We start from the raw sequence: 12,077 nt of genomic DNA, 5'->3' as shown, positions 1-12,077 counted from the left end.
AGGTGCTTGAACCGCACAGAATGCATGAAATAGCCACCTAAGAAAGTCAGTTAGTCATTTACACAAAGATTACCTTTAGGTGGGGGGATTGTTCATGCGCACAATAGCGAGTCAATAAATGGGATGAATATACTTAAGACTGAGGTTTGAAAATCATACCCAAAGTCAAATAGTTCAATTTATCATCATCTTTAACGCCAAAAAAGGCACTTAAGTAAAAAATAATTAACAAACCGATTGTGCAGATAGCTAACTTAAATAAAAAAAAGGTGTGAACAATATGTGAACATTGGCACTAATTTATGAGGTGGCATTTTATACATTGATAGTATATCAGCCATATTCAGTTGTGTTGGAGTGTCTCATGCTTGCATCAAATTCAAATATTTATCAAAGCTTATTAAATAGAGCAAAAATACAACCAGATGCTATAGCCATTGTATTTGAAGAGCAAAATTGGAGTTATCACCAGCTACTGGTTAAAGTAAACCAAACGATGCATTGGTTAACATCCAGTTTGCAATTGAATAAAGGTGACCGCATTGTATTAGGTTGGGGAAATACCATTGAATTCTGCCAATTATTTTATGCTGCTGTGGGGTTAGGGCTGCAAGTTATTCCTTTAAGTACTAAAATGAAAGAGTTTGAAGGAAAAGAACATGTACTGAATATCAATGCGAAGGCAATTTTTTGGGATGACAGTTATCAACCTTGGTTAGCTCCATTAAGTGTAAAAGGTATGAGCCTTTCACAATGGCGTGCCTTAACATTAACTGATGAAATTAACTTTATTAATCAGGTTGACAATGATGACCCTGCTGTAATTATTTTTACTTCAGGTACAACGGGTGCCCCTAAAGGTGCTGTTATTACCCATAAAAATATATTATCTGCAATATATGCATATCAGGAAACATTACAGTTATCTGAGAAAGATAAAACAATACTTGCTGTGCCTATTTACCACATTACAGGGCTTTCGGCTATTTTAGCCTTATTTATTCATATTGGTGGGACAATTTATCTACATAAAAAATTTAATGCACAAGAGATTATTTCCACAATTGCGAAGTCGAATATAACATTTTTACATGGTTCACCAACAGTATTTATATTATTAATTCAAAAAATAAAAGAAAATAAAAGTATCAATTTAGAAAGATTTAATACATTGCGAATGATTGCATGTGGTGCGGGCCATTTAAATGAAGGTACAATTAAAGAATTATCATATATTTTTTCAAAGACATCTATTCATTCTATATATGGCTTAACGGAAACATCGTCTCCTGCAACAGTTTACCGTGACGATATTCGTAGCAGTAATAAAAAAGCAAGTTCTGGTACGCCGGTACCGGGGATTCAAGTGGCGATCCGTAATGAAAAAGGTGATGATCAACCCGCAAATAGTACCGGTAATATCTGGGTTAAAGGGGATGTTGTGATCCAGCGTTATTGGCCTGATTGCCCTGCGAATAAATCTTCATTTAAAGATGGTTGGTTTTTTACTGGGGACATCGGTTATATGGATGATGAGGGCTACCTTTATATTCAAGATAGAATCAAAGATATGATTAACCGAGGTGGTGAAAAAATATATTCCATTGAAATGGAGGACCTTATTTCTAATTACCCTGGTGTCAATGAGGTTGCTGTTATCCCTATAGAAAGCGCAATTTATGGTGAAGAACCGATCGCATTTATTATTCCAGAAATGCAAGTGTGTTTAACCAGTAAAGAAGTTATTGAATGGCTAAAGGAGCGGGTTCCAAATTATAAAGTTCCTATAAAAATTATATTTACACGTAATTTCCCTAGAACTTGGAATGGGAAAATAAGTAAAAAAGATTTGAAAAAACGATATTACTCTTTAAATAACTAACATCTAAATTAGTTTTTAATTAATCAAATAAAAGGCTACGAAATATTAGCCTTTAGGCAGGTTTTTATCATGAATAATAAATTTATCTCTAAACAGGAAGCCGCTAAATTAATTAATGATGGCGATACAGTTTGTACTGTGGGAATGACCTTAACGAGTGCTGCTGAATCTATTTTATCGGCAATTGAGCAACGTTTTTTATCTGAAGGCTCTCCAAAACAATTAACTTTAGTCCATGCGGCAGGGCAATGTAACCGTATTCGGGGTAATCAACATTTTGCTCATCAAGGAATGGTGAAACGCATTATTGGTTCACATTGGGGGTTAGCCCCTCGCTGGATGCAGATGATCAACGATAATCAGGTTGAGGCTTACTGCCTTCCTCAAGGGCAGATGGTGCATTTATATGGTGCGATGGCGGCTGGTCTACCGGGGCGCTTGTCCAAAGTTGGGCTAGGGACTTTTATCGACCCTGACTTAGAGGGGGGAAGAATGAATGCGAAAACATTAGCGCTTCCGTCCCTTGTGGAGAAAGTTAATTTCAAAGGGGAAGCGTGGTTATGGTATCCCGAAATTCCATTGGATGTTGTCGTGATCCGCGGTACACATGCGGATACTAAAGGTAATTTGACCACAGATGAAGAAGCCATGTCGTTGGAGGTATTGCATGCTGTTTTAGCGGCAAAACGCTTTGGTGGGAAAGTCATTGCTCAGGTGAAGTATTGTGTTGAAGAGGGGACTTTGCACCCGAAGCGTGTCACTGTTCCAGCCAGTTTTATTGATCATATTGTGGTTTGTGATAACCCTGAAGAAGATCATCGTCAGTCCTCAAGTTGGTTCTTTGATCCCACATTGTGCGGCGATATTCGAACGCCAGTGCAGCAAACCACGCCGTTACCTCTTGATATTCGTAAGTTGATCGGGCGCATTGCTTGCCGTTATCTCACGGAAAACTGTGTGATCAACTTAGGAACAGGGATACCTAACGATGTGATCGGTTCAATTATCCAAGAAGAAAATGCGACCAAACGCGTAGATATCACTGTGGAATCTGGTATTTGGGGCGGTGTTCAAGCGGGGGGAATCGATTTTGGTATTGGCCGCAACCTTTCTGCCATGATCAGCCACCAAGACCAAATGTTGTATTACAACGGTGCAGGGGTAGATATCACCTATATGGGCGCGGGGGAAATGGATGCCAGTGGCCATGTTAATGCTACTTTGCTTGGCAATATTTGCCCGGGTGCAGGTGGGTTTATCGATATCACGCAGAATGCTCGTCACGTCGTTTTTTGCTCAACATTTACGGCTAAAGGGTTAGATATTCGTTGTGAAAATGGGCAGTTAAAGATTATTCGTGAAGGTGATATCCGCAAGTTGGTGGATAACGTTAGGCAGATTTCTTGGAACGCAGATGTGGCGCGTCAGATTAACCAAACTATGCATTTTGTCACGGAGCGTGCGGTATTTACCTTGGGTGAGAAAGTCCCTGTGTTAGTAGAAATCGCCCCGGGAATTGACCTTGAGCGTGACATTCTTGCTCATATGGATTTTGTACCAGAAATCTCCCCTGATTTAAAAGTGATGTGCTCTTCATTATTTAAAGAAGCGCCTTTTGATCTGATTTCATATTTATAGTCTCAATATTAAAGAGGGATTTACGCATGTTAGTCAAAAATAAAGTTGCCATTGTTACAGGATCAGCGAGAGGGATAGGGTTTGCCATTGCACAAGTATTGGCAGAAGAAGGTGCAAAAGTGGTGATATCTGACCTTTCGATGTCCTCTGGCGAAGAAAGTGCGAAGCAATTACAAGAAAAGGGTTATGAAGCTGTTTTCATCCCATGCGATATATCGAAGCGTGACCAGGTTAATGAGTTGTTTTCAAAGACAAAAGAACATTTTGGCACCATTGATGTATTGGTCAATAACGCAGGGATAAATCGTGATGGCATGCTGCATAAATTAACCGATGATGATTGGGATAAAGTTATCGATATCAATCTAAAAGGTACGTTTAATTGCATGCAAGAGGCTGCAAAACTCATGCGCGAACAAGGCAGCGGACGCATTGTAAATATTTCATCTGCAAGCTGGTTAGGGAATGTTGGGCAGGCAAATTATGCGGCATCGAAAGCAGGTGTCATTGGCCTAACGAAAACGGCCTGCCGCGAATTGGCACGTAAAGGGGTCACTGTGAATGCGATTTGCCCAGGGTTTATTGATACCGATATGACTCGTGGTGTTCCCGAAAAAGTGTGGGACATCATGATCAGTAAAATTCCAGCAGGCTTTGCAGGCGACCCGCGTGATGTCGGCCAATGTGTGGCATTTTTGGCTTCCGATAAAGCGCGTTATATCAATGGCGAAGTGATTAATGTTGGCGGCGGCATGGTGCTGTAGGAGGAAATATGAAACAAGCAAATGACATTGTGATTGTAAGTGGTGTGAGAACGGCAATTGGGACGATGGGTGGTAGCTTTGCGAACACTCACCAACATGATTTAGGTGCGTTAGTTATTCGTGAAGCGGTAAAGCGTGCAGGGATCGCCCCTGAAGATGTTAATGAAGTGATTGTGGGGAATGTGGGGCAAATCGCAGAAAGTGGGTTTATTGCTCGTATTTGCCAATTGCGAGCAGGCTTACCAAAAGAAACGACCGCGTATTCTGTTAATCGCCAATGTGGTTCAGGGTTACAAGCGTTAGCTGATGGCATGATGTTGTTACAAACTGGTCAATCAGATGTGGTTGTGGCTTGTGGTACAGAAAATATGACCATGCTGCCTTATTACCTGCGCAAAGCGCGTTACGGTTATCGCATGGGGAATGATGTTTTAGAAGATGGCTTAACGTCAATTCTTACTTGGCCTGAAGGCCCATATCATAATGGTATGACCGCAGAAAATGTGGCCGAACAATTTCATATTTCCCGTGAAGAAATGGATGATTTCGCATGGAACAGTCAGCAAAAAGCATTGAAAGCCATTGAAGAAGGCTATTTTCAAACGCAAATTTTGCCAGTTGAAATCGCAGAAGGGCGTAAGGGAACGCGTATTTTTGATACGGATGAACACCCGCGCGATACACCACGTGAGAAGCTTGCCAAATTACGTCCCGCATTTAAGGCAGATGGCGTGATTACAGCGGCTAATTCATCAGGGATTAATGATGGAGCCGCTGCGTTAGTCATGATGCGACGCGAAGAAGCTGAAAAACGGGGGTTGAAACCTAGAATGAAAGTGGTTGATTGGGCCGTTGCGGGCTGTGAGGCTGCCATTATGGGGTTTGGCCCAGCACCTGCAACACGCCGCTTGATGGATAAACTCAAGATGGACGTCAAAGATATTGACCTTATTGAGTTAAATGAAGCTTTTGCCGCACAAGCAATCGCAGTGATGAATGATTTGTCGTTAGACAGTTCTCGAGTCAATGTGAATGGCGGCGCAATTGCCCTTGGTCACCCTGTTGGCGCTAGTGGAGCAATCCTACCTGTAAAATTAATGTACGAAATGGAGCGTCGTCAGGTTTCTACTGGGCTAGTGACCATGTGTATCGGTGGTGGTCAAGGGATATCAATGTTGTTTGAAAAAGAATAAGAAATATTGCAAGCAGAAAGCCCGACGTGGGGCGTCGGGCTGTTGCTGAAGTAATAACAACAGGTAAGTCACTTATGACGAAGAACTATACCTGTTTCACCACAACATGAGGATCTTATCTATGTTTTCTACAAATGCAAATTTAGATTATGTTGCGCAGGGTAAAAAAACGAACGCAAAGATATATCGCAACCTGATGCCTTTACTGATCTTAGCTTATATTATTAGTTTTATTGACCGAACAAATATTGGGATGGCAAAGCACGCCATGTCAATTGACTTAGGGCTGTCAGCAACCGCATTCGGTATTGGTGCAGGGCTGTTCTTTCTGACCTACTCGATTCTTGAGATCCCAAGTAATTTGATTATGGAAAAAGTGGGAGCGCGGTTTTGGATCACACGGATCATGATCACTTGGGGGTTATTATCTGCTGCGATGGCATTTGTGACCGGGCCTACCTCATTTTATATTTTACGCTTATTACTTGGTGCGGCTGAAGCAGGGTTATATCCCGGTGTTATCTTGTATATGACATATTGGTTTAGCCAAGAAGAGCGTGCCAAAGCAACAGGGCTATTTTTACTTGGTGTCTGTTTAGCCAATATTATCGGTGCGCCGTTAAGTGGCTTATTATTAAGTATGGATGGCTTATTAGGTTTCCATGGTTGGCAATGGATGTTTGTTATTGAAGGTTTACCTGCGGTGATCTTAGCTTTTGTTGTCTGGTTTGTTTTACCCAATAAACCTGAAGATGCAAAATGGTTAGATGAGGATGATCGCAATTATATTAAATATAAACATGAACAAGATAAAAACAGTATTAGTGTGAGTAATAGTAAATTTTCACTGATGGCAGCATTTAAAAATAAAGCCTTCATGATGATTGTCGCAATTTATTTTACTCATCAATTTTCAGTTTATGGCTTAAGTTATTTCTTACCAACAATTATTGGAGAATATGGCAAGTTAACACCAATTCAAATTGGGTTATTAACAGCTATACCTTGGATCTCAGCAGCGATTGGTGGCATTTTTGTGGCAAGAAAAGCCAATACACCTCGTCGTTCATCGCGCATTTTAATTTCAGGTTATGCCGTTATGGCTATCGGGCTAGTGATTGGCGCTATGGGCGGGCCTGTTGTCGGTTTAATTGGATTCTGTTTAACCGCATTTATGTTTTTTGTTGTCCAATCTATTATTTTCTCGCTTCCACCAACCTATATGAGTGGCAGTATGCTGGCAGGTAGCTTGGCATTGTTAAATTGTCTGGGGTTATTTGGTGGTTTTCTTGGCCCATTTATTCTCGGATTTTTTGAGGACTATACTGGTACTGCTACATCTGGATTATGGTTTGGTGTTGGTTTACTTGTTATCGGCACCATTATCGCCTCACGGGTCAATACTGGTAGTATAGGGGATAGTGCAAAAGTGGAAGCTACTACCTCAATACAAGTAAAGTAATACAACATCGCCATTTACAATAGGAAAGTCTGCATGAAAATTGTTATCGCACTTGATTCCTTTAAAGGAAGTTGTTCAGCACAGCTTGCGTGTCAGGCTGTTGCAGAGGGTTTCGAGCGTGTATCCTCCGAGTTGGATGTGACGTTATTACCTATCTCTGATGGTGGAGAAGGTTTGTTGGAGTCACTAGAGCACAGCCCAGTATTATCAGGTGTCACACCTTATACTTTTAATTGTACTGGCCCATATGGAAGTAAGGTTGATGCACGATTATTAGTATTAGAAGGAAAGACGGCCTTTATTGAAATGGCGCAATGTTGTGGTTTAGAACTGGTTCAAGCAGAACATCGTCAAGTTGAAAAAGCGTCGACTTATGGCTTAGGTGAAATGGTAAAACATGCACTCGATTTAGGGTGCACACGCATTATTATCGGTATTGGTGGAAGTGCAACTAATGATGGTGGTGCGGGTTTTGCACAAGCTTTAGGCGCAGAGTTTTATGATAATGACCAACAGCTTATCGAATTTCCCATTAATGGCGAAAATTTGATAAATATCGCAAAGATTAACTTTGATAAATTCGATCCTCGTGTAGCGGATGTCGAATTTAATGTTTCTTGTGATGTTGAAAACCCGTTATTAGGTAAAAATGGCGCAACCTATATTTATGGCTCACAAAAAGGCGCTGATAAAGCGATGTTAGATAAGCTTGAGCTAGGCATGGCTCATTATGCTCAATTAATGACAAAAATTACAGGGAAGGATTTTTCATTGGATGCGGGGAGCGGCGCTGCTGGCGGATTAGGGGCTGGGCTACGTTGGTTTGTTTCCGCTAAGCTTGAGAAGGGGATCGACTTGGTGTTGGGGCTACTTGGTGCGGAGTCGTATATTCAGCAAGCCGACCTTGTTATCGTTGGGGAAGGGCGGCTTGATAGCCAAAGTGCCAATGGTAAAGCTCCTGTTGGTGTCGCTCGTATGGCAAGTCATTATGGGGTACCAACAATCGCACTATGTGGGGGGTACAGTGAAGATAGCCGTATTTTATATCAACATGGTATCACTGCCATGTGGTCACTTTGTCCGGGGCCAGTTTCCCTTGAGCAGGCAATGGTTAATGGAGAACGTTATTTAGCTGATACGGCTGAAAATTTGTTACGTACTGTATTATCTAGCCATAGTAAGCAAATAAAACATTAAGATGAGGCGGTAATATGCTACTGACTGAAAAATTAGCTAATGATATTGTCACTCGTGCAATGGGGATAATCCATCACAACGTCAATGTGATTAATAGTCAGGGTGTAATTATCGCCTCAGGTGAAAAAAAACGTATTGGTGAGACTCATGAAGTCGCGGTGGAAGTTATTCGCTGCGGTAAACGGATCACCATTTATAATGAAAATGAGGCGAGTCGCTATTCCAATGTCGCGCCTGGTATTAATCATCCAATTATGGTGGCAGATAACGTTGAATTAGTGATTGGTGTCAGTGGTGACCCGGTTATTATTCAACGTTATGCCGAATTAGCAATACTCACAGCAGAGTTATTAATTAAACAGGAAATTGAGCGGCGTAGTATTAATTGGCAACATCGTTTACGTGATATGCTATTTGTGCAATTTATTGAAAGCACTACGCCAATGCAAGGTCGTAGTGCTTTATTGAAATTACACAATTCGGGTTTTTCATTTTCGTTGCCTACAATCCCGGTCATTATTAATATAGAAGCGATTCAATATCGGCCAGAAATTCTGGATTCCATTATTACTGAATTGTCAGCAATGGAAAAAAGTGATGTATTACTATTAAATAGCCGTGAAATTTTGATGTTATTTCCATCAACATTTTATAAAAACGAATCCTTTATTTCTCATCTACATTTTATTTTAGATAGTCAACTTAGCCAGTACTATATTGGTGTTGGGGTTCAAGCTGATACGGAAGAACATGTGAGAGATGCTGTTCATTTCGCACGTTCAGTCATTGATGTAGGGCGGTTAACCGTTCCTGAGAAACAAGTGTTTTTATTTAAAGAAATGGCCTCTCTGTGTTTATTTAATGAGTTGGAGAATAGCTATTTATTTAATTTTTTCTTAGATATTTGCAATAAAATATTATTACATGACTCGGGGGATATCTTGCTTGAAACCCTAGAGTTATTTTTATCGCAAAATGGCGAGGTTGGCAGCACGGCGCAACAGTTAGGTATTCATAGAAATACATTAAGTTATCGATTACAACAAATTAAAAAGCAAACAGGCTTAGACCCGACAAAGTTTACTGACCTTATTCAACTGTCTGTTGCTATGCATGGCTATCGTCGGCGTTATCCGAAACAACAGCCATGGTTGGATGCGTTAACTTGATCTTAATGGGCATTATTTTTGCTGTAAAACAAATATTGCAGCTTCGACCCGTGACTTTAAATTTAGTTTTTTCAATAAATGTTTTACATGTACTTTTACTGTACTTTCTGTGATTTGCAATTTATTAGCGATCAGTTTATTTGAAAGGCCTTGTGCTATTAAGTTTAAAATACGGGTTTCTCTTGGGGTCAACGACGACAAATTATGGTCCGCAGAGGTTCGATTGTCTCTTAATGATTCAGCTAATACGGTGGCAAGAGTAGGGCTAACTACCATTTTACCGCTGGCGGCTTCTTTTAAGGCAACAATCAGTTTTTCAGGTTCCATATCTTTTAATAAGTAACCGTCCGCCCCCCGCTTTAAAGCATTAATTAAGTCTTCGCTGTAGTTTGAGACAGTAAACAATATAATTCGGCCAGAAAGTTCTCGGCTACGCAAATCATCAAGTACTTCAAAACCATTCATACCGGGCATATTGAGGTCTAATAAAATTAAGTCAGGGTCTTGTTCTTCGGCAATTTTAATACCTGTCACCCCGTCATCAGCTTCACCAATTACCCGTAATGTGGGCTCTAAACTGATTAATTGCTTAACTCCGTTACGTAGCATTGGGTGGTCATCAATAAGTAAAATGGTGGATTGCCCAATGGTGGTATTTTTATTTTTCATGAACGAGTTGCTCCAATTTGGTTAAGACACACTCACAGGGAATATGACATTAACAATGGTTCCCCCTTGAGCTCTTGGGGTAATAGAATATTCCCCGTTTAAGCTTAGGGCTCTTTCCCTCATAATAATCAGCCCATAATGATTATTTTTTGCAGGCTGAAGTTGAATGCCTTCCCCATTATCTTCAATCATTACCGTAATTAGCCCTGCATTTTCGACTAATGAAACCTGAGACCAATTAGCATTAGCGTGCTTTAGGATATTACTCAAGGCTTCTCGAATTATTTGTATAATATGGATAGCTTGATGTGGTGAAATACTTTTTGCTGGGATCTGATAATTTAAACCAATGTCAAAACCAATGCGTTGGCTAAATTCTTGAATGGTGCTCTCTAAAGAGGGCAGTAACCCAGGCTCTGTTAGTTTTAACCTAAAGGTTGTGAGTAATTCACGTAATTGGCTGTAAGCCGAGTTAATTTCATTGCGCATTTCATGAAGTAAATCTTGATGCTGTTTGGGGAGTGGTCCGGGTTGCATTTGCAGGTAGCTAATTTGCATTTTTAAACAAGATAATGATTGGGCAATAGAATCATGCAGTTCTCTTGCGATAGCGGAACGTTCATCCATAATGAGCAATTGTTGCTGTTGTTCTAGTTGGTGCTCCATCGCTAACATACCCGCGATTTGCTTTACTAGCATGAGAACTAAATTATTTTGTTCATCAGATAATTGCTGATCTATTGCGATCTCCGCCAATATCACACCGTAACGGTGTAAGTTATCGGAGATATCCCAAGACATTATTGTTGTGGGTTGTATGGTTTCTGGTGATAGAAGGCCGCCACAATGGAATTCATGAAAGCAACGGTCATTATCTTCTTCATATAATCGTAAACTAATATTTTGTAATGGTGTTAGGTTCTTGAGTTCAACCAAGACTTTTTCTAATCGGTTTGCTAATGGTTCAATGGAATGTAATATGCGATTAGATTGATACAAATACAGTAGTACTTTGTTTTTACTTTGGAGATCGGCGGTTTTTTCTTCGACACGTGATTCTAGCTGGTGGTAACTTTGTGCTAACTCGTCTGACATTTGGTTTAAAGTTTGCCCAAGGGAGCTTAATTCATCTTGTTTTTTACCCGCAGAAAAACGCTGACTAAAGTCCTTATGGCTAATGGCATTGACCATATTTAATAGTTTCAGCCAAGGGTAGTAAATTTTTTTTCTAAGATGGCATATGGTAAGCAAAAGTAGAAATGCGACGAGGGCAATAAAAACCATTTGTGTTATTGAGACATAAGTTATTTTTCTCTCTGTTTTTTCATCAATATTACGGACTAACTCGTCGAGTTTATTAACAAACGTAATGACTTCAAAGCGGGCATCATTTGGTGACGTTGCATTAATAAGTGCGGGTTTTAAATTTGTTTCCCAATAATGATAAAGCTGAGTAAATTGGTCTGTTAAATTTTCTACCTCGATCACTTGAGTTAATTCTTGGCTTAATAAGTTGTTTTCGAGTTCGTTTAAATAGGTATCGGAATATGGGGTTAATGGGGTGAGAGAAAGCAAATGGTAACTTTGCATTCGTAATGCGCCTGATTTATTAATTGCGTGAGCATTTCCTTGAACGCTGGTAATCATGCTATTAGAAATAGCCATGCCAATAATACCGAGTACGGCAATCAATAGCATTAACCCGATGACTTGGTTAATGATTGAAAATCGGTGATAAGTCGTTGGCATAAATAATTCGTTCCTTTTTATTTGGTTATTCATTCTTTTCTATAACGTGGGTATTGTTCCTCTATTGTGCAAAATTGAATATGCCACTTCGGTGTTACTCCTTAATATCCCGCTGAGTCATTTCGCCTAAATTCAAACAGTAAAAACGGCCATTTAACGAATTTTATTTATTTAATTCAAATGATTAAATGGTTGTACTCCCCATACTCCTCTGGTGGTTTATCCAAAAAACACACAAAATTTGATTTAAATCTGTCTTGATTTAGATCAGCTTCGCGGCGACATATTCGCCACACACTGCGATAAGAAATTGTGTTTATCGGGGTGATTTATGTCTCAATGAGATAATGTTAA

At 40.0% G+C, this 12,077-nt stretch carries 9 protein-coding genes; 7 read left to right on the top strand and 2 right to left on the bottom strand.

Features of this window, described 5'->3' with window-relative positions:
- Positions 1-364 precede the first annotated feature (364 nt).
- The 7 genes from RB151_RS19755 to RB151_RS19725 all read left to right on the top strand — a co-directional run bounded on the left by RB151_RS19755 (position 365) and on the right by RB151_RS19725 (position 9,305).
- Complete coding sequence (locus RB151_RS19755) at positions 365-1,882, top strand: class I adenylate-forming enzyme family protein (RefSeq protein ID WP_042845604.1); 1,518 nt, start codon at positions 365-367, stop codon at positions 1,880-1,882.
- A 69-nt stretch (positions 1,883-1,951) separates the two neighbouring features.
- Positions 1,952-3,520, top strand: coding sequence for an acyl CoA:acetate/3-ketoacid CoA transferase (locus RB151_RS19750; protein WP_042845603.1), 1,569 nt, complete (start codon positions 1,952-1,954; stop codon positions 3,518-3,520).
- 26 nt (positions 3,521-3,546) lie between these two features.
- Positions 3,547-4,284: a 3-oxoacyl-ACP reductase FabG gene (fabG, locus tag RB151_RS19745; protein WP_071548652.1), complete on the top strand. Its 738-nt coding sequence runs from the start codon at positions 3,547-3,549 to the stop codon at positions 4,282-4,284.
- An 8-nt stretch (positions 4,285-4,292) separates the two neighbouring features.
- Positions 4,293-5,477, top strand: a complete 1,185-nt coding sequence (locus tag RB151_RS19740) for a thiolase family protein (protein ID WP_071548651.1) — start codon at positions 4,293-4,295, stop codon at positions 5,475-5,477.
- A 121-nt stretch (positions 5,478-5,598) separates the two neighbouring features.
- Positions 5,599-6,939, top strand: a complete 1,341-nt coding sequence (locus tag RB151_RS19735) for an MFS transporter (RefSeq protein WP_071548650.1) — start codon at positions 5,599-5,601, stop codon at positions 6,937-6,939.
- Between the two features lie 33 nt (positions 6,940-6,972).
- Positions 6,973-8,136: a glycerate kinase gene (locus RB151_RS19730; protein WP_042845597.1), complete on the top strand. Its 1,164-nt coding sequence runs from the start codon at positions 6,973-6,975 to the stop codon at positions 8,134-8,136.
- A gap of 14 nt (positions 8,137-8,150) precedes the next feature.
- Entirely contained in the window at positions 8,151-9,305 is a 1,155-nt protein-coding gene (locus RB151_RS19725; RefSeq protein ID WP_042845596.1) for a CdaR family transcriptional regulator, read from the top strand.
- Between the two features lie 12 nt (positions 9,306-9,317).
- Here the strand turns inward: RB151_RS19725 and narL are convergent, their stop codons facing one another.
- Together narL and narX are read right to left on the bottom strand one after the other, a co-directional pair.
- Positions 9,318-9,974 (bottom strand): two-component system response regulator NarL, encoded by a 657-nt coding sequence (gene narL, locus RB151_RS19720; RefSeq protein ID WP_042845594.1) that lies wholly within the window; start codon positions 9,972-9,974, stop codon positions 9,318-9,320.
- Positions 9,975-9,995: 21 nt separating this feature from the next.
- A complete protein-coding gene (narX, locus tag RB151_RS19715) occupies positions 9,996-11,723 on the bottom strand; it encodes a nitrate/nitrite two-component system sensor histidine kinase NarX (protein ID WP_048605964.1) in 1,728 nt (575 codons plus the stop codon).
- Positions 11,724-12,077 lie beyond the last annotated feature (354 nt).

It is taken from the genome of Providencia rettgeri (assembly GCF_001874625.1).
Taxonomy (GTDB): Bacteria; Pseudomonadota; Gammaproteobacteria; order Enterobacterales; family Enterobacteriaceae; genus Providencia; species Providencia huashanensis.
The sequence above is the reverse complement of the archived record's forward strand: the minus strand, read 5'-3'. Positions and strand labels throughout refer to the sequence as shown.

Bases quoted from the DNA above. Each gene is read 5' to 3' on its own strand.
- fabG (WP_071548652.1), top strand. From the start codon at position 3,547: ATGTTAGTCAAAAATAAAGTTGCCATTGTTACAGGATCAGCGAGAGGG.
- narX (WP_048605964.1), bottom strand. From the start codon at position 11,723: ATGCCAACGACTTATCACCGATTTTCAATCATTAACCAAGTCATCGGG.
- RB151_RS19740 (WP_071548651.1), top strand. From the start codon at position 4,293: ATGAAACAAGCAAATGACATTGTGATTGTAAGTGGTGTGAGAACGGCA.
- RB151_RS19735 (WP_071548650.1), top strand. From the start codon at position 5,599: ATGTTTTCTACAAATGCAAATTTAGATTATGTTGCGCAGGGTAAAAAA.
- RB151_RS19750 (WP_042845603.1), top strand. From the start codon at position 1,952: ATGAATAATAAATTTATCTCTAAACAGGAAGCCGCTAAATTAATTAAT.
- RB151_RS19755 (WP_042845604.1), top strand. From the start codon at position 365: ATGCTTGCATCAAATTCAAATATTTATCAAAGCTTATTAAATAGAGCA.
- RB151_RS19730 (WP_042845597.1), top strand. From the start codon at position 6,973: ATGAAAATTGTTATCGCACTTGATTCCTTTAAAGGAAGTTGTTCAGCA.
- narL (WP_042845594.1), bottom strand. From the start codon at position 9,974: ATGAAAAATAAAAATACCACCATTGGGCAATCCACCATTTTACTTATT.
- RB151_RS19725 (WP_042845596.1), top strand. From the start codon at position 8,151: ATGCTACTGACTGAAAAATTAGCTAATGATATTGTCACTCGTGCAATG.